The organism is Pseudoalteromonas sp. SG43-4, from assembly GCF_014164325.1.
Taxonomy (GTDB): domain Bacteria; phylum Pseudomonadota; class Gammaproteobacteria; order Enterobacterales; family Alteromonadaceae; genus Pseudoalteromonas; species Pseudoalteromonas distincta.
The window spans coordinates 115,296-141,922 of the sequence record NZ_JACJFB010000008.1 but is presented as its reverse complement, the minus strand read 5'-3'; the positions used below and the strand labels follow the sequence as shown (position 1 = coordinate 141,922).

The 26,627-nt window shown below is 38.1% G+C and carries 18 protein-coding genes; 3 read left to right on the top strand and 15 right to left on the bottom strand.

All coding sequences use genetic code 11. The annotated features are described in order from the left end of the window. Window positions 1–12: 12 nt before the first annotated feature. The 3 genes from H5160_RS10130 to H5160_RS10120 all read right to left on the bottom strand — a co-directional run bounded on the left by H5160_RS10130 (window position 13) and on the right by H5160_RS10120 (window position 2,384). Window positions 13–477 carry a methylglyoxal synthase gene (locus H5160_RS10130; RefSeq protein WP_002958191.1) on the bottom strand — a complete coding sequence of 155 codons (465 nt, stop codon included), beginning with the start codon at window positions 475–477 and terminating at the stop codon, window positions 13–15. Between the two features lie 66 nt (window positions 478–543). Continuing rightward, window positions 544–1,188: a LysE family translocator gene (locus tag H5160_RS10125; RefSeq protein WP_024595670.1), complete on the bottom strand. Its 645-nt coding sequence runs from the start codon at window positions 1,186–1,188 to the stop codon at window positions 544–546. Continuing rightward, a complete protein-coding gene (locus H5160_RS10120; RefSeq protein WP_024598245.1) occupies window positions 1,185–2,384 on the bottom strand; it encodes a multidrug effflux MFS transporter in 1,200 nt (399 codons plus the stop codon). Before H5160_RS10120 ends, H5160_RS10125 begins: the two co-directional genes overlap by 4 nt. 183 nt (window positions 2,385–2,567) lie before the next feature. On the opposite strand from H5160_RS10120, the gene H5160_RS10115 reads away from it, so the two are divergent. Beyond that, entirely contained in the window at window positions 2,568–3,041 is a 474-nt protein-coding gene (locus H5160_RS10115) for a hotdog fold domain-containing protein (protein WP_002958195.1), read from the top strand. A gap of 21 nt (window positions 3,042–3,062) precedes the next feature. Here H5160_RS10115 and H5160_RS10110 read toward each other — a convergent pair whose 3' ends face one another. From H5160_RS10110 to bcsR, 12 genes are all read right to left on the bottom strand, one after another. Then, the gene (locus H5160_RS10110; protein ID WP_002958196.1) at window positions 3,063–3,545 is read right to left on the bottom strand and encodes a polymer-forming cytoskeletal protein; all 483 of its coding nucleotides are present in this window, start codon (window positions 3,543–3,545) and stop codon (window positions 3,063–3,065) included. After that, complete coding sequence (locus H5160_RS10105; RefSeq protein ID WP_182737370.1) at window positions 3,535–4,698, bottom strand: M23 family metallopeptidase; 1,164 nt, start codon at window positions 4,696–4,698, stop codon at window positions 3,535–3,537. Before H5160_RS10105 ends, H5160_RS10110 begins: the two co-directional genes overlap by 11 nt. Window positions 4,699–4,841: 143 nt before the next feature. Beyond that, window positions 4,842–6,155 carry a fumarylacetoacetase gene (gene fahA, locus H5160_RS10100; protein WP_002958201.1) on the bottom strand — a complete coding sequence of 438 codons (1,314 nt, stop codon included), beginning with the start codon at window positions 6,153–6,155 and terminating at the stop codon, window positions 4,842–4,844. 136 nt (window positions 6,156–6,291) lie between these two features. Further along, window positions 6,292–7,338, bottom strand: coding sequence for a 4-hydroxyphenylpyruvate dioxygenase (hppD, locus tag H5160_RS10095; protein ID WP_182724980.1), 1,047 nt, complete (start codon window positions 7,336–7,338; stop codon window positions 6,292–6,294). Between the two features lie 318 nt (window positions 7,339–7,656). Next, on the bottom strand, window positions 7,657–10,386 hold the full coding sequence (locus tag H5160_RS10090) for a metallophosphoesterase (protein ID WP_182737369.1): 2,730 nt from the start codon (window positions 10,384–10,386) through the stop codon (window positions 7,657–7,659). Window positions 10,387–10,533: 147 nt separating this feature from the next. Beyond that, window positions 10,534–12,027: a peptide MFS transporter gene (locus H5160_RS10085; RefSeq protein WP_024598453.1), complete on the bottom strand. Its 1,494-nt coding sequence runs from the start codon at window positions 12,025–12,027 to the stop codon at window positions 10,534–10,536. Between the two features lie 247 nt (window positions 12,028–12,274). After that, a complete protein-coding gene (locus tag H5160_RS10080) occupies window positions 12,275–16,093 on the bottom strand; it encodes a cellulose synthase subunit BcsC-related outer membrane protein (RefSeq protein WP_182737367.1) in 3,819 nt (1,272 codons plus the stop codon). Next, entirely contained in the window at window positions 16,084–17,214 is a 1,131-nt protein-coding gene (bcsZ, locus tag H5160_RS10075) for a cellulose synthase complex periplasmic endoglucanase BcsZ (protein ID WP_182737365.1), read from the bottom strand. Before bcsZ ends, H5160_RS10080 begins: the two co-directional genes overlap by 10 nt. Further along, window positions 17,214–19,460, bottom strand: coding sequence for a cellulose biosynthesis cyclic di-GMP-binding regulatory protein BcsB (gene bcsB, locus H5160_RS10070; protein WP_182737363.1), 2,247 nt, complete (start codon window positions 19,458–19,460; stop codon window positions 17,214–17,216). Before bcsB ends, bcsZ begins: the two co-directional genes overlap by 1 nt. Further along, window positions 19,453–22,122 carry a UDP-forming cellulose synthase catalytic subunit gene (gene bcsA, locus H5160_RS10065; protein WP_182737361.1) on the bottom strand — a complete coding sequence of 890 codons (2,670 nt, stop codon included), beginning with the start codon at window positions 22,120–22,122 and terminating at the stop codon, window positions 19,453–19,455. The genes bcsB and bcsA overlap by 8 nt, the downstream gene beginning before the upstream one ends. A 1-nt stretch (window position 22,123) precedes the next feature. Next, window positions 22,124–22,840 (bottom strand): cellulose biosynthesis protein BcsQ, encoded by a 717-nt coding sequence (gene bcsQ, locus H5160_RS10060; RefSeq protein ID WP_182737359.1) that lies wholly within the window; start codon window positions 22,838–22,840, stop codon window positions 22,124–22,126. 32 nt (window positions 22,841–22,872) lie between these two features. Continuing rightward, complete coding sequence (gene bcsR, locus H5160_RS10055) at window positions 22,873–23,052, bottom strand: BcsR/BcsP family cellulose biosynthesis protein (protein ID WP_002958211.1); 180 nt, start codon at window positions 23,050–23,052, stop codon at window positions 22,873–22,875. A 114-nt stretch (window positions 23,053–23,166) separates the two neighbouring features. Between bcsR and bcsE the strand changes: the two genes are divergently transcribed. Both bcsE and bcsG read left to right on the top strand, forming a co-directional pair. Continuing rightward, entirely contained in the window at window positions 23,167–24,789 is a 1,623-nt protein-coding gene (bcsE, locus tag H5160_RS10050) for a cellulose biosynthesis protein BcsE (RefSeq protein ID WP_182737357.1), read from the top strand. A 169-nt stretch (window positions 24,790–24,958) separates the two neighbouring features. After that, entirely contained in the window at window positions 24,959–26,539 is a 1,581-nt protein-coding gene (gene bcsG, locus H5160_RS10045) for a cellulose biosynthesis protein BcsG (protein ID WP_182737356.1), read from the top strand. Window positions 26,540–26,627: the final 88 nt, after the last annotated feature.

Genomic DNA, 26,627 nt, shown 5'->3' with positions numbered 1-26,627 from the left:
TACAATTGAGGTTTAAAGATCTATTTGTCGGGTTGCGAGGTATTTTTCGTAATCTGGCAATGTGCGTTCAAGCTCTACGTCCATAAGCGGTGAGCTTAATAACATATCTGCACTCACTTCATTACACGCCACCGGAATATTCCAAACAGCTGCTAAACGCAGCAGCGCTTTAACATCAGGGTCATGAGGCTGTGATGCTAATGGGTCCCAAAAAAATATTAAAACATGTATCTCATGTTCTGCTATTTTAGCGCCAAGTTGTTGATCGCCGCCCATAGGACCACTTAAAAGCTGAACTACATCAAGCCCCGTAGTTTTTTGAATTAAATGCCCCGTAGTACCTGTGCCATATAAAGTGTGCTTACTTAGTATTTCTTTGTGCTTTTCACACCATAATTTTAGTGCTGCTTTTTTACCATCGTGTGCCACTAAAGCAATATTTTTTTGTGCGGGAAGAGATTGTGTTTTTTGTTCCATGCTAATTCTTTTTATTGATGAACCTAAACTCGGAAGAATAAATCTCTTAACCAAAGTGCAGGTTAGTTAAAATAATAGATTGATAGCAAGGGCAATAAATACAATGCCAGTGATCCTATCAATCCAAAGTTGGCTATTTGGGTTACGTCTAAAAAACTGTGCAATTTTGTCGCCAAAATAAATATACGTGCAGTCAATCGGAAAAGCAAAAAGAGGGTAAAGTAAGCCAAAAAATGCGAGCTGAAAAGTAGCCGATGAAAGCGTTGGATCTACAAATTGTGGAATAAATGCAATAAAGAATAATGCTACTTTAGGGTTTAATACTTCAGTCATCATGGCCTGAAACATGACATTACTTTTTTTACTGGTACTTATATGCGGTTTATCGGTTTGCTTGTCATCAGATGTCGGCTCTGGCTGCTTTAGCGTGCCTTTAATCATCATAAACCCTAAATAGCATAAGTATGCTGCGCCTGCATATTGCACTGCGGCATAGGCACTAGGGGAAGCTTTCAGTACTGCGCTTAGGCCTACAACAGCAAATAGCGTATGAACAACCCCACCTAATGCAAAACCAAAAGCACTTTGCATACCAGCACTTCGACCATTAGCAAATGTTTGCGCCATCAAAAATGCATTTGATGGCCCAGGCGCTACTGCCATTAAAAAACTGGCTAATAAAAATGAGACTAGAAAGTCAGGATTGATCATTGAGTACTTTTAGCCGGGTGTAAAGTATGTGCTTTTTTGCTCATTAAAATAAGCCAAAGCGGAACTAGCAATAATAAGTGAAAAGCAATCAACCACGGTGTGCTTAGCCCTAAATATTGGGTTAAAACAACAAGTATACTCGCGCCACTCATTTGCATAGCACCGAGTAATGCAGAGGCTGTGCCTGCTTGTTTAGGAAAGCTAGACAGAGACATTCCTGCAGCAGAGCCTAAACTTAAAGCAAACCCTAATGCAGCAATTAAGATAGGTAGCATAAGCGCAAATGCTGTTTCTATATGACTCAAGGCTAGCATTAAAATGCCTGAGAAAACCAGTACACTCACACCGACACGCAAAGCACGTTGGCTATTTCGTTTAATGTAGGTAGGTAAAATAAAACTTGCGACAATACTTATTACGGCATTTAACGTAAACCAAAAAGTAAAGTCGGCTACGGTGCCGCCTAAATGTGTAATAAGCCAGCCTGGTGCGAGCGTTACATACACTAATATGGCTGACATTGAGACCATACAAATTAGGCTATTAAACAAAAATACCGGTGTTTTAATAATCGGTGTAAAGCGACGTAAATCTAAAATATGCCCCTGATAATGACTATCAGCAGGACGAGTTTCTCTAAAAAAGAATAGGGTAACAATAAGGCCCAAAATAGCAAACGCGGTTAAAAACATAAAGTTCATACGCCAGCCAAACTGTACGGTAAGCCAAGCCCCTAAAATAGGTGCCATTGCCGGAATAAAGCACACAATCCCGTTAAGGTAGGTAATCATTTGTCCGCTTCGTTCACTGCCATATTTATCACGCACTATCGCAAATGCGACAACAAATGTGGCACACGCTCCAAATCCCTGAAAAGCACGTGCTATTAGTAATATCTCAAAAGAAGGCGAGTAGTATGCGAGTAATGCAGAGCTTGCATATAAACTAATGCCCACTATAGCCACTGGCTTTCGGCCAAATTTATCAGCTAAAGGACCTGCAATTAATTGGCCTAAACCCACTGTTAGCATAAAAATAGCAACGGTTTGCTGTACTTGTTGTTCAGTAACTGCAAATTGTTCTGCAATAGTTGGAAAAGCAGGTAGGTAAATATCGATTGCCATAGGGCAAAATATAACGAGTAACGCTAAGATAAGTAACAAAGTCATATTAGGTTTAGCGGGCTGTGTTTGCATTGAGTCTCCTTTTGTCGAGTATTTTAGGTGGGCACTCATAAAAAAGAAAGGGCTTATGACCCCTGCATAGGTCGTCATTCTTACTTTTTGATTGGATTAAGCTAAAAAGCCAGCATAAATGCACTTTTTAAAACTGGTCTGATGTGTTAATTTTAAAAAAGTAACTGTTGATGGAAAATAATAATGAGTAATAAATCTGCACTTGTACAAACATGGCATAAATTTAAGCGCCTACCTTTTGGGAATTGGCTTTTTACTAAAGCTGTTTGCTTTAAAGCGCCATATTTTGGTTCGATGAAACCTTACGTACTCGATTTGAGAGAGGGCCATTGTAGTGCGGTGGTTAAAAACCGCCGAAGCGTTCATAATCATATTGGAACTATTCATGCTATTGCGCAGTGTAACTTAGCTGAATTGTGTGCAGGTGTAATGGTTGATGCAACAGTGCCAGTTAAAACGCATCGTTGGATCCCAAAAGGGATGACAGTTAGGTATTTGGCTAAAGTAGATACAGATGTACGAGCAGTCGCTGAAATTGATTTACCACATAAGTGGATTGATAAAGAAGACTTAGTAGTACCGGTTAAACTGTATAATACCCGCAATGAGCTTGTTTTCACTGCAGATATTACTATGTACATTACTGAGAAAAGGTAACTTACGTAAAGCTAATTTGACTTAGCTTTTATCAGCGGCTTGTTTATTTACAAATGATAAGTCGCTGCCATCTTCTTTCAATAATGCTTTAACTTCTTTTGCGGGTTTTAGTTCTTTCGAAATTAGTTCCGGCTCTTCTTTTTCAAAGCGTTGCTTTAAACTGCCTTCAATTACTGCACCTGCATCAATACTCAATGTATCGTGAAATACATCGCCATGAACATGAGCGCCACTTTGTACTTTTACTTCACTGGCATTAATTGACCCAATAACTTTACCTTTAACAATAACGCTTTTAGCTTCAACAATACCTTCAACAACTCCCGCTGAGCCAATAACTAAATGCTCCACTTTTATGTCACCATCAATACGGCCATCAAGCTGTACTTCACCTTGGCTAACTAAAGTGCCTGTAAGGCGTACGTCTTCAGAAATAATAGACGGTGTGTGATTCACTCTTTTTAAATTAGAGCTAACTGTTTTTTGTTTTTTTCTACCAAACATGAGAAAGCGCCTTTGTTATTTTTAGAGGATTGACTTGTTTACCATTAAGTAATACTTCGTAGTGTAAATGCGTGCCTGTGCTTCGGCCGGTGCTGCCCATTAAACCGATTACATCATGTTTAGTGATTGATTGACCTTTCTTTACTTTAATTTTATTTAAGTGTCCAAATCGAGTCACTAAGCCATTTTTATGTTCAAGCTCAATAAAGTTACCATAACCACCATTACGACCGGCACGGAGCACTACAGCGTCTGCTGGAGCGAATATTTCGGTTTTATGCCAACCGGCTAAATCAATTCCTTTATGAAAGGCATGATTACTATTCATGGGATCTTTTCTAAGGCCAAAATTACTCGAAATATAGTATTTAGCTTTAGCTAAAGGCAGGGTATTTGGTAGCTCAGTTAAAAAGTTTTCTAAATTATTTAATATTAATAACTTATCAACGATGGCTAAAAAGTGGCTCGGAATTTTTGTTTCGTTAAATATATCAAGTGGCCCACCTTGTGCAGTTGTCTGGGCGCTTAATATTAGGTGTTGCTCAAGCGCAGACTCAATTCCTGCGCCTTTAACCATAGCTAAAATGGCTTGGTGACGTTCACTAATTTGGTTATCTAAATAGGTAAAGCTTTGCTCATACTGATTATTTAAGTTGGCCACTCTTGTTGCAAATGTGATTGGAGCGATTAACTGTGCTTGTTTACCTTTTTGATTTTCATCGACTAATGGCTCATGAAATTCATTGCCATTTTCATTAATAGGTACATCAAGTTCTGTATCAAGCTTAATAACGTCTTTGCTAATTGAAGCAGGAAGGGATTCTATCATGCTTTGCAGTAGCGCCTGCTTTTGCTCAAGAATTGCAAGTTGCTCTAACTGCGTTGCTTGAAGGGCTTGTTGCTCACTGACTTTTTGTTGCCACAGCGTTTGCTCGGTTATTTGATTTTGTTTTATGTCAGAGATTTTATTTGTTTGTGTATAAACACGAAAGCTTGAAATACTCAGCCAAGTAAAAGTGACTAAAATAAGCAACGCTAAAAGAAGTTGAAACCAAGAGGCTAAAACAACATGCTTAACTTCGCCATTTTGACGAATAAGTAGCTGACGAGCAGGGAAAAATTTATGATAAAAAGACTTTATAAATACTGACATGGCATATAAACACTGGCTATTAACCGAATTAAGATAGCAATTTGAGTTAAAAAAGCTAGAAAAAAATTGTAACTGTTCAAAAATTAATAAAAAAGGGCTGCTTTTAGTAAGCAGCCCTTTTAATAAATTTTTTAATATGCGTATTATTTTGCCGGCAGTACAGTACTCTCTACAGAGCCAAAACCTATACGTGCATAGCCTTCTTTTTCACACCAGCCACGCATAATAACGTTATCGCCATCTTCTAAAAAGCTACGTTGTTCGCCATTACTTAGCGTGATTTTTTCTTTACCGCCACGAGAAAGCTCAAGTAATGAACCTGCTTCTTCGTGCGTTGGACCCGACTGAGTGCCCGAACCTAGCATGTCACCTGGCATAAAGTTACAGCCATTTACTGTGTGATGAGTAACCATTTGTGCCACAGTCCAGTAAGAGTGCTTAAAGCTAGATGTTGATACGCGCGTTGGGTTATGGCCTTCGCTACGCATTTTTTGCGTTTGAATTTTAACATCCATTTGAATATCAAAAGCACCTTGGTCGCGATTCGCTTTTGATTCTAAATAGTCCATTGGCTGTGGATCGTTTTCATCACGTGTCCAGCTTGTTCTGTAAGGCGCTAATGCTTCGGTTGTTACAATCCAAGGCGATACAGTTGAGGCAAAGTTTTTAGCTAAAAATGGACCAAGCGGTTGATATTCCCACGCTTGCAAGTCACGTGCTGACCAATCATTAAATACACAAAAGCCAAATACATGGTTTTCAGCATTTTCGATAGCGATTGCATCGCCCAGTGCATTGCCTTTACCTAAGTAAATACCCAGCTCTAGTTCGTAATCAAGGCGTTTACAAGGACCGAATGATGGCACTTCTGCGTCTGGCGCTTTAGTTTGGCCTTTAGGGCGATGAAATGTTTGACCCGATACGTCAATAGATGAAGAGCGACCATGATAACCAATAGGTACCCATTTATAGTTAGGTAATAATGGGTTATCAGGGCGAAATAAACTACCCACAGCTGTAGCGTGATAAATAGAAGTGTAAAAGTCAGTGTAATCACCGATGCGACAAGGCAAAGAAAACTCTATATCAGACTGTGCAACCAATGTATCGCTAAGCGCTTGTTGGTGCTCAGAGCCTGCTCTTAGTGCTTTTGAAAGGGCTAGACGAAGGGCTGACCAATACTGCTTCCCTAAACCCATAAATGTATTTAAGGTTGCCTCACTTGCTGCATCTGCGGCTGTTTTAGCGTCACCTGTTAAAACGTTTAATTTACTTAGTTTTGCTAAATCGATTACTTGGTCACCAATTGCAACACCACCACGAAAGGCCTCATCAGACCCTTTACGACGAAATTCTGCAAACGGTAAGTTTTGAATCGGGAAGTCGCAATTATCAACATTAGCTGATTCTACCCAGCTGGTTAAATTAATATCGTGGGTTTCGTTAATTAGGCTCATTACATTTCCTTTGGATTTTACTGTATGGCGACAAGGTATAGTTTATTTAATCATACTTGTACTTGGCGCCATACTTTTTAAATATTAAAACGACAAAAAGCAGCGAAGTTCGCTGCTTTTAATTTACTCAAATATTTTATAAAACGCCGCGACGCTCTTGGTCACGTTCGATTGATTCAAATAATGCTTGGAAGTTACCTTCACCAAAGCCACCATCATCAACGCGTTGGATCATTTCTATAAAGATTGGACCAAATAAGTTTTTAGAGAAAATTTGTAATAAATAACAATTTTCACTTTGGCTATCTACGAGTATCTGATGCTCACGAATTTTTTCTTTATCTTCAGCAACCCAAGGTACACGGTCAAAAATAGTATCGTAGTACTCTGGGATTATATCGAGTGTGGCAATTGTTGATTTATCAAGCTTATCAAGAGAGCTTACTAAGTCATCTGTTAAAAACGCTAAATGTTGAACGCCTGGGCCGTTGTACTCACCAAGGTATTCATCAATTTGGTTGTTATCGTTACCTTTACCTTCGTTTATTGGAATAGAGAAGGTGCCGCATGGCGATTTAAGTGCATACGAAATAAGCGCTGTTTTTTGACCTTTAATGTCAAAGTAGCGTACTTCAGTAAAACCAAATACGTCTTTATAAAAGTTAGCCCATTTTTCCATGGTGCCTTTATAAACGTTATTGGTTAAATGATCGATTCGGATAAAGCCTTTATCTTCTACAACATTTTGCGTTTCTAAGTCTTCAAAATCACTTTCGTAAATAGTGCCTTTGTCGCCAAATTGTTCAATAAAGTAAATTAGGCTGTCGCCAATACCATAGATCGCAGGGTAAGGCATATTTTTATGCGTTGAGTCGGTCGCTGGTTTTGCACCACGTTCTACAGCTGTTTCAAATGCTTTTTGAGCATTCTCAACACGCCAACCCATTGAACAAATAGCAGGGCCATGGCTTTTAGCAAATTCTGCAGAAAAACCTTCACGCTCGTTATTCAGAAGAAAGTGAATATCGTTTTGGTTGTAATAAACAATGTCTTTACCTTTGAATTTTTTAAGCTTAGAGAAGCCAAAATCAGTAAATACTTTATTCATATAATCAGCATCAGGTGTTGCGTACTCGGTAAACTCAATACCGACTAAACCCAAATAGTTATTTACTTCACTCATTATTATTACTCCCGCAATTAAGCACTGCGATTATGTGTTGTTGTCATATTGCAGTAGATAATCAACCAGATTTTTAATTTGGGGAAGAGGGGGGCGCTATTTAGTATATAGTGCATGTGTAAATTTTATAGGACGGTTATTATAAAGTTACGTGTTTGTAATACAGTTAAGTAAAATGAAGTTATATGGTATAAATTCAAGTGGGAGCATTTGTTTTTAAGTCATTGTATTTAAATACTAAAAAGGAGGTTTAACCTGCGCTAAACCTCCTCTTACAATTAATAAGTAAAAGCCTTTTTGTATGTAATTGTTTACACTTTAAGAGCCGTTACCAAAGAACTTGTTCCGTTGTTCTATCCACATGTTAGTTTTAATTGCTGGAGCTGCTTGGTAATGGCGCTCAATGGTTTGATTTAGCACTCGCGTCGGTTGCTCAAAAGACAGCTTTTGTTGTGCGCCGCCCATACTTTTAATTTCATCTCTGGTCATAGCACGTCCTGCATAAAGCAGCGAATTTAAGTACCCTGGTACTGTTTCATAATTGTTATCTGTAAAAAGCAATACAGATTGATTGAGTGCCCAGCGACTATCGATTTCGCCATCTTCTTTTACGCCAGCAAGTTCTCCATCTATATAAACTTCAAACACCCCGTTGGTTGGTGCTGTATAAAATACAAAAGCTATACGATGCCAAGAGTCAGGTTGTGTATTGCCAAAATAGCCGCTATCGCTAGTTGCTTGTCCATAGCCGCCGCTTGGGTCAATAAACATATCGGCATCATCATTAAGATAATCAGTTGTATTGGCTTGCATAATTGCACGGTAAATATCTTTACCTTCTGCGGGCCAGTATAAATCCATAACCAAGGTGTAGTCAGACACCATTCCTTCATTTGCAAAGTCACCATTTGCTGGTGTGTTTAAATCAATAAGTAAGCCTTCTGTTGGAGCGTGGCGAGAAAACGCCATAACACCTGAAGGACTATCACTTAAATCATCAATATTTAATTGAGTAGTGGTGCTATATTGTGTCTCTGCAGTGCCCCAGTTTGTTTCATCTGGATCAAAGTAGCTAAGTACCGAAGGTCCAAAATCAGCTGCTAACGGGTTGTTAGTATCGTCAAAGTTCCATACGGTTACATTTGCTAAGTTGTTACATGAATAAAGTTCGGTGTCAGTGTCAAGGTGTAGGCACTGACTTGTTCTAGCACGTGCATATTTATCAAGTAGCCACCAAGCTTCAGCTATTGGTTCTACGTTTGAGAATGTAACACTATTAAAAAATAAATCAGGATTCAAAGCTGCTCCTTTAAATAGTGCAACTTCGTAATTATTTGTGGGTTGTATATCTTCAGGTTTAAGTAAAAACCAATCTGGTTGACTTGCAAACATCGTTGTTAAGTCGCTTCCCGATACTGTTACTTTATAAATAGAGTTAAACCCTGGCGTATTTGATGGCTGTCTTTCTACGTAAAAAGCTTTATGGAAGTCTTCTTGAGTAAGTGTGCCGGGTGTCCAGCGCTTTTGTACTAGTTCAGGATTAAGTAATGCTGCGCTAATTGTGCTTGAATGTTTTGCGGCTAAGGCGGTTATTTCGGCTAGCTGCGCATCAGTTGGATAGTTTTCAGAAATAGCGATTTCAGTTTCTGCATCGGGAGCATAACGCCCCATTATCTCATCTATAGCTAGTTTTGTTGCCTCATCGCGTTCATCAATTGTATCGGTTTCAATCGTTTTGTAATCAACAACTGGGGATGATTTATCAGCTAAATTAAAATTAAGCGTTAAGTCCGTAATACCTTTAGCGTAAAAGTCCGGTTGTAAAACAATAGCGCCGTTATCAAGGGTAGTGTAGCTTTCCCCACCGTGTGTATGGCCGCCAAGTACTAAGTCTATACCGGGTACGTTTGTTGCCATATCAGTATCTTGGCCTACACCTAAGTGGCTCAACATAATCATGTAATCTACATCATCACTGTATTGGTTTACGATGCTTTGTGCGATTTGTTGCCATTGCCAGCTCATTTTAAATTGTTTAATAAAATCAGGGATCGGATCATCTTGAATTGGTTCATCTAGCTCATTCCATGGCACTGAGGTCATGCCAAAGACACCAAGTGTAATACACCCTACTTGTACTTTTGCAAATCCTACGCCTGCAAAATCTTGTAGTTGCTCTGCTTCATAACGAGTATTACTAGCAAGTACAATTGCATTCTCGTCTTGGGAATAACTTAGTAATTTTTCAGGGCCCCAAGCATAATCATGATTTCCAACGACTCGCAGGTCAAACTGCATTGCTTTTATAGCTTCTTCTGTCGCGGTACCTTGTGATAATTGCTCAGCAACGGTGCCTTTTTCATAGTCGTCACCACCGTTTGTAAATAAGGTGTGCGGGGTTTGGCTTGCTACTTGGTTGTAGTAGGCTTTGATCCGGCTGAAATATTGCTCTTCATAGCCAAAGCGAGCATGTAAATCTGCAACGTGAACAAACCTTACCGATTGCTCTGTTGCATTAGCGTCGCAAGTTGGGCCGATATTTGCGAAAGCTTCATTGCGCTGCATTTGTATTGCATATGTGCCCAGTGTTGTTACTTGAGCGCTAACAAACCCATCTAAAACTATTGAATTTGTAACAGTATCCCAATTAGCGCCCGATAGTTTTGCGATAAACAGTTGTCCGCCTAATGCATAGTCATCAGGGATTTTTATTGTAATGGTAATAGGTTTTTCAAGAGTAAGCGTGGAGGGCGTAAGCGCATGTAAATCAGAAATTATATTTTGTTGTATATTCGTCTCATCTAATAATGTTTTCTCGTAGGTAAGCTCTACATCACTAGAAATAGCACTGGAAGGTGCATTAAATATAAAATTGCCTTCGTCTAATGTAGCCTCTAAACCATTAGCGCTTGATAGTGTTAATTTGCTAGGTTCAGGCTCAACAGGATCGTTTGGATTAACCGTCACTTCATCACCGCTACCACAGGCAGTTAGAATAAAGCTAAGAAATATAAATATAATAACACGTGATATCGTTAACGATTGCATCTACGGATGTCCCTGAGTCTATTCAATAACCAATCAGGATATAATATCAGTTAACGGGGGAAGGGCAAAGTTGAATAAAAAATTCCCCCATAGAAGCTATGGAGGAATTGTCTTAGGTTATATTGCTACATTTGAAATAAACAATAATTAAGAGACTTTCTCTTCTAAACCTTGTTTTTCCCATACTTTAGCTTTAAAAGTCATTAGTACTAAAACAACACCAACACCAATGCTAAATAATGCAATTTGTAAGTATAAGTTAGGAATTTCATCAACATTATTCGGATCGAAATTACCAGCAAGTAAACCTGCGATGATGTTACCGATTGAGTAAGTTAATACAAACACACCCATCATTTGGCCAGTGTAACGTTTAGGCGATAACTTACTTACAGCACTTAATGCTACAGGGCTTAAACAAAGCTCACCCACTGTATGTAAAAAGTACGTAGTAACAAGCCAGTAAGGCGCAACTTTTAAGCCTTCAGCTGCGTAATGAGCCGCCATAAACATAACTAAAAAGCCTGATGCCATGATAATTAAGCCAATTGCACATTTAACGCTGTAGCTAGGTGATACTAAGCTTTTAGATAAGTTAATCCAAAGCGCTGCAAAAAATGGCGATAAAGCAATAATAAACAGTGAGTTTAATGATTGAAACCACGTTGTAGGGATTTCAAAAGTACCAATAAGACGGTCAGTATAGTCGCGAGCAAATAAGTTTAATGATGAACCAGCTTGTTCAAAGCCAGACCAAAAACATGCAGATGCAATACATACTAAAAATAGTGCCCACATTCTTTGTTTTTCTGCATCTGTTAAATTACCTGTAAAGTAAATAACTCCAAAATAAACAAAAAAGATAATAGTAAATACAATGGCTGTGTAACCTGCAACTACAGTTGGATTAATAACAATAGCGCCGGTCATTGCAGCCGTAGTAACTGCAGCAGCTGCAATTACAAATGCAGCAATACCGCCCCATGCACGTGAAGTACCTTTAGAGCCTAATGGATTAGCCGGTAAAGCACTGTGCTTTGGTAAGTTATTAAGTGTGAGTTTGTACTGCACTAAACCAATGGCCATACCTACAGCTGCCGCACCAAATGCCCAGTGCCAGCCTACGTTCTCCATAAAGTAACCACATACGTAGTAACCTATTAAAGAACCCATGTTAATACCCATGTAATAAATAGCGTAACCGCCATCACGACGCTCATCAGCATCGCTATATAATTGGCCTACCATTGCACTGATATTTGGTTTTAGTAAACCAGTACCTGTTGCTACAAATATTAAGCCAACGAAGAAAGAATAATCATGTGGAATAGCCAAAATAATATGGCCAATCATAATAATTATGCCGCCATACCAAACTGCTTTTTGACCACCAAACAATCTATCAGCTAGCCACCCACCCGGTAAGCCTAAAAAGTATACTGCGCCTGTGTACAAACCATAGATTGCAGCAGCTGATGCAACAGTAAAGGCAAGGCCTTCTTCTTGTAAGCTTGCTGTCATGAATAATACGAGCATAGCTCGCATACCGTAATAACTCATTCGTTCCCACATTTCAGTGAAGAACAATGTCGAAAGTCCTTTAGGGTGGCCAAACCAACCACTATCTGGAGCTGAACTCATATTTACTTCCTAACTTTAAGAATTGTTGTAATGGCCTTATAATTTTTTGCTTTAGCTATCTTAGTATTTAGTCATACTAAAATGCTCGACCATCAGTTTATTATTTGTAGCTAAGATAATGATTTGCTATATGGTAGTAACACCAGAAGGTAAGAGACACACCCTTATCCTAGTTACAATTGGGCACAAGTATACATATACCTTAGTGCTAGGGGAAGTATTGCGCGGTGTATCACCTTATGCCAAGTTAGAACTCAGCATAAGGAACAATAGGCGTGCCTGGAAACTCTAATGTACCGTATACAGGGTTAAAATAGTAACGTATGTAAAGTTGACCAAAGTTTGGTTCGTAAAAGTCAGAGCGATCGATGGCTAAGTAGCCACCAAAAAACCAATTCGGCGTTATTCTATACTCAAAACTACCTTCAAGATTATATGAAACACCAGAACTTGTTTCACCTTCAAATACAGGGTCAACACCTGTTATTGATTCTCTATCATACGCAGCTATTTGCAAATCGCTATCGTTAGGGAAGAAATCAATAGATTGAGTTTTTGTTTGCGAGTACGAAACACCGGTTTTTAATCGATAAACAAAATCATCGCCCCAACGCGCGTCATAAGTGAGTGGCACGGATAGACCTACATAGTTTTGCGGACTGTAATAACCACCATGGCCCCATGTTTCTTCACTTAAATTATACTTGTATGCCCAATGTAATAAGCTAGCGCCTACGATAAATTCACGCTTTTGATTGCTTATTACACGGTAATAAGTACCGCCCATCATACGATAGCGTTGGTTGTCTTTTACATTTTGGCCTTTATAGAGGGTAAAGTCGGCGCTTGACCAAAAACCCCATTTTCCGCCTAAGTCGTGTGATACATTAGCTGTTAGGCCTGTAGAGCGTACGCCCCCCCAAACTTCACCTGTATTTACATCTTTTAAGCCCGCATAAGAAAGCACTGAATTTGTAACTGGGCGCTTTTCAAGTTCTAGGCTGTATCCAAAGTCGCCAAAACTGTCTGCGTAATTTACACCCCACACAAAGTCTTCAATTAAAAAGCCAAGTGGTGTAGTGCCTACATCTACACGCCAGTTTTCGTTTTGCCAACCAATACCTATATCTACACCACTTTCCTCTGGTGTCACTTCATCGACTGAACAAGTGAAAATACATAAAGCACCTTGTCCGTAGCGACTACCAGCGAACTGCTCATCAAAGCGAGTTGTTTGTGCGCTAATAGTAGTCGGGTCTACTTTAATAAAACCTTGGCCTTGCCAAAGTGGAAAGTAAGCTTCAATTGGTACTAAGCCCGCACCAAGTGTTGCTTCACTTTCGGTGCTTGTTTGTCCACTAAAGTTAACACCAATGGCAATGTATGCTTGGTTTTTGTTTTGCTCGTTTATTAGCTCACGTTTAGCACCGTTTACATACCATTGATCGTTTTCATCTATTTTTAAAAGCGCTCCGTAAAGCTCTTTTTCGTTTAAAGTACGATTAGGTGACAGGGTTTGTGCGTACCAAGATTGTGCTTGTTCGGTTTCATTAAACTTACTGGCTACTTGAGCACCTAAATAGCGTAACTCTTGATCGTTTGGTGACTTTTCAATAAGTTGCTTAGCTAAATAAAGTGCATCCCCTGAGTAATTAAACTCATTAAGAGATGACATGATTTGGCGTTGTAAATAACCCTCTTGCGATGTGGTTTGCGCTATCGCTTTTTGCGTAACTTCTTTTGCTTGAAAGTCGTCTCCAAGTTCTATGTATGCATTAGCAATAGCGAGAAGTGCTTGAGGCTCAATTGTTTGACTACTTTGTACTTTTCGCTGATATAAGATAACGGCTGCTTCATATTGTTCTAGCGCTAAGTTTGCATCAATAAGGGCAGTTGTTGTTGCTGGAATATCTTTATATTTTTGATCAAGCTGATTGAGCTTAGCAATTAAGTCACTGCCTGTATAAAACTGGTTGAGGTAGTTATTTTGTAACTGCACATATTGAGCCGTTTCGTTTTCAGAAGCGCTCTCTGGTAACACGTAATCCTCAAACCAGCGTTTAATTTCAACTTGGTTACCTTGCTCTAGTATCCACTGGCCTTGTAAAAGGTGCCAATAAGGCGACAAAGATGAGTCAGATGAAAGGGCACTTGAAAGCAATTTAAGAGCATGTCGTTTTTCATCAATTTTGTACCAACTATTAGAAAGCTCAGCTTGCATTTCAGGTGTTAGCTCTCTCGCTTCTAAGTTACTTAAATGGTAGATGGCGACAGATTTGTTTTTTAAATCAAGATATTGCTGGCTTTGAGTAAGAGACTCGTTAAGCAACAATTGCTGCTCTAAAGCAATAATGTCGGTATCTCGATTTTTAAAAGGAATATATTTAAGTGTATCCAAAGCTCCTTCATAATCATTTATAGAGCGCAAAAATAAAGCATGGCTATATCTAATTTGGGGGTTTAGCGGGAACTGCCACAATACATTATTAAACAAATCACGTGCTTGTTGAGTCAGGCCTTTTTGTTGGTATATAAAAGCTAAATCGTAATATAACCAAGGTTGTTCAGGTGAAAGCTCAATAGCTTGCTTAAGTAGTTCTTCTGCTTTTTCTAGCTCTCCACCATTAGTATACTGGCTTGCTTTATCCCTTAGAGTATTACTGGTAGCTAGTGCATATGAGGGGTAGATTAAATCTCGTTGCTTTGCGTTTAATGAATTATAAAAGTTGCGAATTGATTTTTGGTTTTGATCTAGTTGCGCGATATTTAATAAGCCAAGTAAGGCATTTTCATACAAAGGATTGGTTTTTAGGGCTGCTTGATAGGCGGTAGCTGCTTGTGTGTAATTTCCTTGAGCTACTAATAATAGGCCTTTGTTATAAAGAAAAGCTTCTTGGTCATGATTTAATTGCTCAGCTAGATTTAGTTTTAATTGTGCTGTTTTAAAATCAGATTGCTCTATAGCATCTTCCATTTCAGACATATACAGCCAAAACTTCGCAACTGTCGCGAGCTCTTGAAGTCCTTCACGCTCATCAAAGTTAGGTGTATATTTTTGCGCGGTAAAAAAATAGTAATATGATTTTTTGTAGTCGCTTTTCGCTAAATACAAATACCCTAAGCTGCGCATAATTTCTTTATCGGTTGGCCGCCCTTTTAAAGCATTTAATAGTAGGGGCTCAGCTTCTTTTAATTTTTTATTATTAAGTAAACGATCGCCTTTGAGCCAAAGCTGATACGCGGGATCGGCAAGTAATGCTTGTCTTACTTTAAAATCTCGTTGGAAATCTTCATATTGTAACTTACCTTTACTACTAAATGGATACACAGAGAAGTAACGTTGGTATTGCTCAACTGTATTTTGAGTAAGATCCATACTCTTAAGAGCTGCAAGCCAAATAAACTCAACTTCATTAATAAAAGAAGGGCTAGTACCGTAATTACTTAAAATATCTATAGCTTTACTATTTGCTGGGTTTTTCCTCAGTAAATGGCGAGCATAAGGTATTTCTACTTGAGGGATATTAGAATAGCTTTTTAATAACTTTTCATAGCCTTTTTTAACACTTTCCCATTGGTCGCTGTCTTGTCCATACCAGCTTAAATGCTCAAGCTCGTAATTAAGTGTAGGGTAGGTGTTTTTAAATATTTTATTGTATATTTCTCGGGCTTGTTCATAACGTCCAGCTCGAGAAAGTAGCCTAGCTTCATGAATTAAAGACTTATCTTTACCTTCAATACGAGAGAGTATTTTAAGTTTTTCAACACAAGGGACTTGCTTAGTGAGTCCGTTATCTATTTTGCTTAATAACTGGTTGGCTTTCAATGATTCGCCATTGGCAAAATCATAACGCGCTACTGCGCACTGCGTTTCTATTCGGGCAGGGGCAATAGCGACTAGCTTTCGTAAGCTATCTTCAACTAGTTTTTTATTTTGCTGTGCTTCACCAATACCTATTTGGCTTAGTAACCAATCAACAGATTGCGTATCAATATCGTTGACTGTGTTAGCGCTCAACCCAGAGCTAAGCGCTAATGTGCAAGCGAGGGCAAACCTTAACGGCATTCAGTGCTCCATACCGGTTGTAGCGTCCCATCTGCTGTAATTGAAAAACGCTTATTTAAAGCACTTGTACCAAACAAGTTAAGCACGCTGTCGTAATAACGGGTCTGGGTAAATGATTTATCAATCATTAGTTTTTGCTGAATCGCCATTACCGTAGAATTATCGTTATTAGTCGCCAGTAAAGGTAATAAAGCTGAATTAAAGCCTAAAGGGCCTCTTTTTTCAGATTTTCCAGATTTAGCAAAGGTATTTAAAGGCACGTAACCACGTTTATTAATTGTTTCTATAAAAGGGTTGAATTGCGCTAATAGCTCTTTTTTATAAGGCGCGTTGTCTGCCATCATACTTGCCCATAAATATACTCTGATGGCGTTATAACTGCCCAAGTCGCTCGTTTTCTTATCGTAGTAAAAGCCGTTATTTGCATCAAACATTACCCAGTCAGGGCTAACACCTTGCTTTGCTGTATCTAAAATTAGCTTTGCTGAGCCTTCGTGTAATTGATGCCAAGGTGAGTGTGGGTAGAGCTTTTTAAACTGCTGGTAAATAAATAATGGTGAGTAGCTCGGGTTTAACTTAAAACGTTCGTTATCAAATTCAAAACCTGTAGGAGCGGGTAGTAATGATAAACCTAGGCCCGAGATATAAGCGGTTTCTTCACGCATTATTCGCTGTGCAAGTACAGCTGCTAATATGCTGTAGCGGCGCTCATCCCAAAGAATAGCTGCTTGCGATAAGCTGTATGCTATCCATAAGTCAGAATCAGACGCAGGGTTTGAATCTAAAATTCCGCCAACATTTTGATTATTAACACCCCATTGCCATGCCGGTAAACGAGTGCTTAAATCACCTTCTGATAAATGTTCTTGCGTCCAATCAAGCACTAAGTCAAACATTGCTTTGTCATTTGCTACAACAGCAAAAAACAACGCATAAGATTGGCCTTCAGAGGTTGTGATATTTTGCTCACTCCCCAAGTCAATAACGCGGCCATTTTGGCTTATAAAGTTACTTTTAAACGTTTGCCATGCATCCCATGGTTGGCATTGCTCTATTTGTGCACTGGCATTAAAGGTAAATAATGCAATCACGGTAAAAAATACATTAATGAGTGACTTCATTACTTATCTCCTTCAGCTAAGCGCTTGTATGTTAATGCTTGCAGTAATCGCCATATAATAAATGAGATCAGCAGTAGTGTTAAAATAGACAACAGTGCCAGTACAAACGGGTGATCCGATAAATGGAACCAAATTAGGGTATGCACAGGAATGTGACCAACAAAATATTGCTCATCAGTTTTAATTGTTTTAATGCCTTGAGAGTTTATGACCGCAGCACTGCCTTTAATTTGCGCAAGCGCTTGTGAACTCATTAACGCATCATCTAGTAGAGTAAAGGCTTTTTGTGATGTTGCACTGAGCGATACTATTGATCGCTCTGAATCAAACGGTGATTGAAAGCCTGTAATAACGGCCATATCCCCGCTACTTTTAATACTTACTTCTACTTTATCTGTAGTTTGTTCATCATATGCACCATTGTATATAGCTTGTTTTATAGCACGCTGATTGTTATCAAGGAGGATATTAGTTTGTGCATCTTCATCTAAGTTATTAGCAATGCTATTAGGTTTTGCGATAACTAAGATGTCTTTGTCATCTAAGTTTGCATCTTCATTTAAATGAGCAACGCTTATTCTATGAGCGGGGTAACCTGTGATAGCACCAAAGTGGCCTGTTAGGTTAAATAATACAGAAAGTGCTTTTGGTGATGGAACTTCGTCTATTAACACTAAAGTTTGCTGTAAATCTGCATACTTTGTAAATGGGAACCCGCTATTTGCAAATACATTTAAATCAGGCAAAGCCATGTAATGGTCAAACCCACTTACATCAATATTAGAATTTCCATCAATTACACCGTATTCGCCGCCAGGGGGAGCAACGGCACATTCGCCCTTCTTAAGTACTGCAAACCTAAAATCAAAGTTTAGTTCATTGCGATTGGCAAGATTAATACCTTCCAATGAAAAATCTTCTGCGCTTTGTGTTGTGTCTGTATTAGCGATTAAAGGCAGTAACGTTTTTGCGGTAGTTAACGATGTGTCTTTTTTATCAAGTAAAAAACCACTTATAAACTCTTGGTTTATTAACATGTTTAAACGTGAATTTAAGGTTTCGCTCTCTGGCGTATTACGGTATTGCAAAGTAATAGGAATGCCTTTTTCACGCCAAGTAAATAAATCAGGTGCAAAACGAACATTTAGCTTTATAGGACCGTTGTTAAGTCCCTCAGCCTGTAACTGAGTTGGATAGTCAACAAGCTCGTCAAAGTGCACGGGACGATCGTTTCTAAGCCATCTTGGCGCATCATAAGCTTTACGCAGTGGGAGTTTGTTAATTGCTTCGATACTTGCACTTCGGCCTGTCATAATTTTATGACCAAACACAAGACCAGTAACCGCTGTTTTTAAGTCTTTTTCGTCACGCCCCAAAATTAGCAGCATTTTATTGTATCTGTGAATAGGGCTTGAAATTAGCTCGACGGTTGGCTTTTCAACATCTGGATAATCTTTTAAAAAATCAGGTTTTGAGTCATTAGTAATAAACACCACACTATGCTGCTCTGGTGCTTTATTTAAAACTACTGGAAAGTTAGCGCCACGCCAGTCTGCTTGTGCGCCAAACCAACTAGATAAAGTGGCTGCCGCTTCTATAGCTTGTGTATTAGGTGTGCTTGCAAATACAAAAGGTAAGTTTAATTTGTTGTAATCTTTAGCATCAAAAAATGGTTCTGGTAAATATTCAAGACGGCTATCAATTGCTAACTGTTTTTGATCAAGCGTGATGTGGCTTGATTTGTTTATTTCAGTCCAAATTGAGCGGCTAAAGTAATCTTGGCATCGTAAATCATAGTAACCAACTAGTTCAAAGCGAATTTGGTTGTAGTCTTGAATGTATTTAGCATTTAGGTCAAGGCTATGACTTACCGTATTTTTTACAACACTTAGCTGTTCATTAATAGGTAATACTGTTACTAAGTTATCGTTAAAATAAACTTTTAAGTGCGATACATTAGCCAGTAATGAAGGTGAGTTAGTGTACGAAAAGTTAAGCTTTAAATTAGTGCTTAATTTATCAATTCTATTTGTGAAATCGACACGAGAATTATTATTGACGCCGTCGAGTTTATAGTCATTGAATCCTAATTTTTCAAAGCTAAGGCGTAAACTAGAAACCTGGGCACTCTCAGGGTAGCCATTTACAAACAGGGTTTTGTCGTGCATAGGCTCGATAGCGAGCACTTTATATGCGCTACTAATAAGTAACAATGTTAGAAATGTATTAAGTAACTTTTTAATCATAATTATTATGCACTATCGGTTTTTTTGGAGTAAATGAATTTATGTAAATGACAATATTAGTCATTAACTTAATAACTGGTTGTAACGCTCTTGGAGCATGAAATAATAAATTACTAAAGCCCCGTAAACTGGTTTTTTGTACTTCTTTGAAGCTATACGATGGACGGTCATGTCTAAAGTTATTTTGCCAATCTAACCAAGCATCTGCTCTTGAGAAGGTACATTGTATAAAAGCCCTCTGTTTTTCGAGAGATAAATCTTTAAGTGTAAGGCCAATTTGTTTTTTGCGGGTATTACATACATACGTTGTAAACGAAAACTGCTTATTACCGCGACTCATTAACAATTCAATTTTATCGTTAACACGACATAAATGCGCGTGATCTGTCTCTATGCCCACGCCGTTATCTGAATAATCCGTTATTTTTACTTTCAAAGTATGACCATTTGCTAAACGAACGCCGGCAGGAAAGTTTGCCTTTATACGATGCGAGTGCCTCACTTGACGAGCTTCAGCAGCAACAGCAACCGCAGCACCTAAAATTATAATATTATAAAAAGCCCAACCCATACTTATTATAAGTACGCCAATCTGGCTTGGGTCACCTAAAAATAGACGTAATACACCCACTAATATACCGAGTAAATTAATAAGTAAGAGAATTAAATACGGTTTAGAAATACCCCAGTCGTAATGCTCTTCATCATTTAAACCGCCTTTTTCGGTTACGTTAAATTTACCTTTATTGGGATTAAATAAAGCAACGGTAGTTGGTTTTAATATATACCAAGCAAGTACTGACTCATACACTTCACCCCAAAAGGAGTAACGATATTTGCCTTGAATACGCGAGTTAGTCGCTTTTATTTGAATTAATGTCGGCACCACATAAATAAAAATAGCTAAAAATGGGGCATAAATTATGTATGCATTAAAATATATCAGCGCTAAAGGGGCTGTTAAAAATACAATACGAGGAATACCTGATAAAAAGTGCAGCATTGCGTTTATGTAGCATAATCGTTGAGGAATGCTTAAACCCTTACCCATTAATGGATTATCAAGCCTAAATATCTGCGCCATACCACGCGCCCAGCGAATGCGTTGACCTATATGCGCTGACAGGCTATCGGTTGCAAGACCTGCTGCCTGTGGAATATTTATATAAGCAGTTTTATAACCAGCGCGCTGCATACGAAGTGCTGTGTGAGCATCCTCCGTTACTGTTTCAAACGCAAAACCGCCAATATCATCAAGCGCAGCTCGTTTTAATACGGCGCAAGAACCACAAAAGAAGGTCGCATCCCACATGTCGTTACCGTCTTGAATAAGCCCATAAAACAACATGTTTTCGTTAGGAATTTGACTATGGTTGTTAAGGTTTCGCTCAAACGGATCTGCAGAGAAAAAGTGATGCGGTGTTTGCACCAAGCATACTTTACTGTCTTTTAAAAACTGCCCCATCGTCATTTGTAAGAACGAGCGAGCAGGAACGTGGTCACAATCAAAAATTGCGATATATTCGCCATCGGTATAACGCATAGCGCTATTCATATTGCCGGCTTTAGCATGATTGTTATCCGAACGAGCTAAATAGCCCACTCCAATTTCCTCTGCAAATTCCTTAAACTCTGGGCGCTTACCATCATCTAATATATAAACATTTAGTCTATCTGCAGGCCAATCGATGCTTAGAGCAGCCAGAGTAGTGGGCCTTACAACGCTTAACGGCTCATTATAAGTTGGAATATATACATCTACTGTTGGCCATAAGTCAGTGTTTTTTGGTAAAGGAACCGGTTTTCGCTCAAGCGGGTTAATTGTTTGGAAAAAACCTAAAATCAGTACAAGCCAGGCATACGTTTCAGCAAGTAATAAGCCACCACCTAGTGCAAGTGCAAGTGGATCATCCCAATTTAAAGTCTCAGTGTAACGCCACCACAAGTAACGAGAAGACGTAGTTACTGACAGAGTAATCATGACAATGGTTGCTATTTGGCCTTTTACTCGTTTAAGCGCATACGCAACTAGTAAAATAAAGCTTATAAAAACGGCTTGAGCTTCCAAGCTAAAAGGAATTGTAATAAATATTGCTAATAAAAATAGAATAAACGCTAGAATGACGTATTTGACTAGTTTATTTTGCCATACACGCGCATCCGCCATGGTTTTAAACGCACTTTTTTTAGGGCCTTTTTTGTTTTTTGATAGTAGGCGCTTTAATAATCTACCTAGCTTTAAATCAAACCAACGTAATTGCCTTAAAAGGTAGCTAACGCCGTCATAAAAATAATTAACAGCATCTTCTTTTACAGAACTAGATTTAAGCTGGTTTTTAAAAAACACTAAAAAAACACTTTGTATAATAAAGCGTAATATATTTGAGTAAATGTAGGCTCGGTAAGGCAACCTTAAATGAGGGTAGTAGTCATAAAGGGTATATTCAAAGCTGATTTTGTGCTTTTTAATATTTATAAACAGTGAGCTTAAAAGCGTAATAAAAGGCATTATAAAAGCTTCAATAACATTTACTTTATGTTGATTAAAGTAGCTATGAAACTTAAATAAAATGTACCGGACTAACTTATCAGTAAATAAAATGCTCAGCAGCAAGTATAAAGTGCTGTGAATAGGACGCTGATAAAATAATGTAATGCTCATTTTATAAGGTCGCTTTACTAACTAGCCAACCAGCTAGTGTTTCAAAGTCATCGTTTGCGACACTATATGGCGCGCAATTAAGCGCTACATTTCTGTATGCGGTTGACTCTTTAATAACTTCGTCACTGTTGATAAAAAACGGAGCCATAAGAGGGAAAGTAGATTGCCAAAGAGAAAACAAGTCAAATTCTAGCGTAGATGCAGAATTGTAACGGTTAACTAAAAAGTAATGCTTCCAATCAGTATCTGAATTTTTGAGTGTTTGAAGGCGTCTATAAATTAAGCTGTGACAAATAGCGTCGCAATTAACCAGTTCAATTACAATATCGCTTTTCTCTAACGGATAGTGGGGAAGGTTAATGTGTGCAGGGCAGTCAAAAATTACCCAAGCTTCTTGGCTATAATTTAGGTTTTTGCATTTACTTACCATTTTAGTGATGTTATCGATGCTAGTATCAGTGCTGTCACCAAATGGTAAAAATATAATGCCATCGTCATCTTGATGAAAATGCACAAGTGCATCTTCAAAGCTCGCTTCATTACTCCAGCCTTTGGTATATTTCCATGGCAAGCCAAAATGTAAACCTAAGTCACTTTTTGCATCTAGATCGATTGCAATAACGTCAACGTCAGACTTTTTTAGCACGCACGCTAAATTTGCAACCACAGAGGTAGTTCCTAAACCGCCTTTGATACCTTTAACGAAAACTCTTTGCAACGGATGTTTTACCTATCTTTAATTGAACTAACTTATGTGTTTAGTTCGTTGTTTATTTCTTTAAGTAATGCGTACTTATTAATTGTATTATTATTTTGCTGCTTGTTTACAATTTCTATGTAGTCATCACTCTTTCCACCAAAACGTAGTGCAAGGTTTTCTATGTCACTTGATGTTAACGTTTGTGAGTTTTTAGGCGTCAAGTTATTCATTCTTACCTTTACGGTTACTTTAATTATTTTGATTAAAAGTGGACAATATTTGGCTATTATATATAGAATAACGGTTAAAACTAGTAAAAAAGTATTTTTTATAGGGCGTTTTAAGTGCATAACTTTAACATAACGGGATTAGAGCCTGCTGCAAGAGAGTTAAAATCGGCTTCAAGTTATGCTGTTTTAGCCCCTTTAGACAATTTTGTAATCGAATTGGCGTTACATTCAATTAACCAAAGCTTGGTTAATGATATATATATAGTTTCCCAAGAGATTGAATCATTTTTTGATTCTTCTTTTTCTGCATCGTTAAATTATGCTTATAAGCATAATAGAGTACACCCTTTTTCGTTGGCCTCAGAAACACAGAATCATTCTATAGAGAAAATTAATTCAGGTATTATAAAAGAAATAAGTGCTTATAAACGCCTAAACAAAGCGCTTATTTTTGTTCATTTTAATACAGCACAGTTAAGCAGTACTGACGAGAAAAGCTTAGAGTTGATGATGAGGCAGTACAACGATTTTGTTCGTAGTACGGGAGCTACATTATTATTTTTAATTTCGGGACCTGATATTGCAAATTATCGCTTTTTATTTAGACGATTAAACAATGTATTTGATGGGCTGGTATTTGTTGATAACGACTCTGCGGTTCGAGTACTTGAATATGATTATTGGCGTCACAGTAGGGGGGTTATTGCTGGTGAACATTACCAATTATTATTAAGTGGTAATCAGTTTGTTGTTCAAACTGGAACGGCAAGCGAAAGTAAAACACTTAAACAGTCAGAGTTTGCCGATGAAGACGATGTTTGGCTTGTGCAAAGTGCTGTGCCCGAAGGTACTAAGTTACCGATGCATTATAAAAGCGTAAAAGATAATAATGATTTATTTAATAAAGGCCCAAAAGTAGAAGCAGCCACCTTAATTTTTGCAGTAACGCGTTACACCGATTTGGCGCTATTGGGTAAGCAGTGTTTTGAACTTAGAAAAAACTGCGGACGATGGTTAAAGCTTGTTATTCAAAATGTTGATGGTGTTATTCGCCATCAAGATGAGTGCTTATTTTTAACCTTGGGTGTAAATCTAATTTTGTATAGCTTTTCAGAGCCTTCGCGTTTGCTTTCACAAGTGCAATCTATTCAAGGTTTTAAGTTTTCAAGGCCTTTACCTTCCTCAGTTGAGGATGTTTTGAAATACACTGAAAATACCTTTTCGAAAGGATATTTACCTTTCATCGAGTTTACGAAACAAGTAGAAATTCATAGTGACTCAGCCGTTAATTTAGGTGTTAGTGGTGTGCTAGTGAAACTTGAGCTACTACCAAGAATTGACCCTATTCATCCTTTGCATTTATTTCATATTAAGCGCGAAGGTGATGTATTTAGCATTGCAGATAATACAGTTTATTTATATTTGCATGCTTGTAGAGAAAATGACGTTGATAATGCAATTAAGCATTTGTTTAAATTAAAAACGAGTGATTTTTTTGTACAGCAAAATATAATTTCTGACCACTTTTACATTCAACAAGAATGTAAACAGTTAAGGCGATTTTATAAAGGTAAGAGTGTTGTAGATTTCTCGCAAAAACTTGCTGAGAATGATAGCTATAAATTTGCACCTGATATAGCAAACAGCGTTACTGAAAATATTAACACCCCAGAATTTTCTAGTAAAAGCCGCCCAGATGCTAAGCCTTTTATAATGAAACTAAGAGATAACTTATGAGTATGAATCAGCTTTTAATTACCGTGTTTCTTGCAATGGTGCTTGGCGCGGTGCTTTGTATGCTAGGCAAATACATTTTATCTCAAATAACAAAATATTATTATAAGCTTACTTTTAAACATGAAGTACTAGAGCCTTATACACCAAATACAGTAAAAAAGGATAAGCAGTGAAATTATCAGGTTTAGGGGTTTGGAACCTTTATTTTTTAGTTAAGTTTGCTCTGTTTTATTACAGTGCAATTGATTTTAACGTACTAACTAATGCCGCTTTTGCTGCATTGCTTGCGATTAAATTTAAACAGCCATTAATAGAGAAGGCAAAACATATAGTAGGTGCTGTGTTTGCTGTGGTGTTACTGTATCAAGACTCATGGTTGCCACCAATAAACAGGTTGACTAAACAAGCAGGTAACGTTCAAGATTTTAGTTTTGGTTACTTTATCGAGCTATTAACCCGAGTTATTAGCGTTGATATGTTGTTGGCTTTGTTCTTAATTAGTGTGTGTTTTTGGTATACATCGCAATGGATACGCTTTACCACTGTGACTATTGTTGGGCTGTTAATTGTAGGGTGGCAAGGAGATAACTCTCAATCACAATTCGTTAATAATGTGGCAAACCCTGAACCGGTTACTCAAAATCAGAGTAATCCTCAAACGCAAGTGATCACTCAGGCAGCGCAATCTCCTGATCAAAAATTAGCTGATTTTTACCAACAACAAAGCTTACTAATGAGCCACTTTCCAAACCAAGTGAATGGTGAGCTGTTTGATGTAATTATTTTGAACATATGCTCAATGGCTGTTGCTGATTTAAATGCTATTGGTGTAAGTGTTACTGATATGTATAAAGACTTTGATGTGGTGTTTTCAGACTTTAACTCGGCTACGTCATACAGTGGACCCGCTGCGGTAAGACTGCTGCGCGCTAGTTGTGGGCAAACGAGTCAAACAGCATTATTTAAAGAGGCACCTGAACAATGTCACTTGTTTAAAAACCTAGAGAAACTAGGTTATCAAAACAATGTTGTGATGAATCACGACGGACATTTTGATGAGTTTAAAGGTTTAATAAATAAGTACGGTGGCCTTGATAGCACGCCATTTAATATCGATTCAATGCCAGTGGCGCTTCGAGGTTTTGATAATAGTCCTATTTACTCAGATGAAGCTGTGCTGGATGGTTGGTTAGAGCAAGCTGAAGATTGTAAGCCGTGTGCGATGTACTACAACACCACAAGTTTACATGATGGTAATCAGCTAGAGAATCAACCAAGGGTTAATAGTAAAGAGACATACCCAATCAGACATAAAAACTTGTTTGCTGATATTAACCAATTTGTAAAAAAATTAGAAAAACGCGGTCGCAACGTTATGTTAATGATAGTGCCTGAACACGGCGCTAATTTAAAAGGTGACAAAGTACAGTTTGCAGGTTTACGTGAAATCCCAAGCCCAGCAATTGTGTCGGTACCTGTAGCAATTAAATTTATAGGCCCTGATGTACAAAACTACTCACAAATTGTGGTGGATGATTCAACAAGTTACTTTGCGCTTTCAGAGCTGGTAAGTAAGGCGCTGCAAACTGATGTATTTGGTGGAAATAATAGTATTGCTAATTTACTTGAAAACCTACCTAAAGCACCTAAAGTTGCTGAAAATGAAGGCACAATAATGATGTATGTTAACCAACGACCATTTATACAATTAGATGGTGGTGATTGGTCTGCTTACCCACAAGGTAAGTAGCCTTATAATAAGATTTAACAAACAGCACTGGCATAGTGAAATATCCGTGCTGTTTTTCTTTGTTTAATTGCATTTCAACTTATCGCTT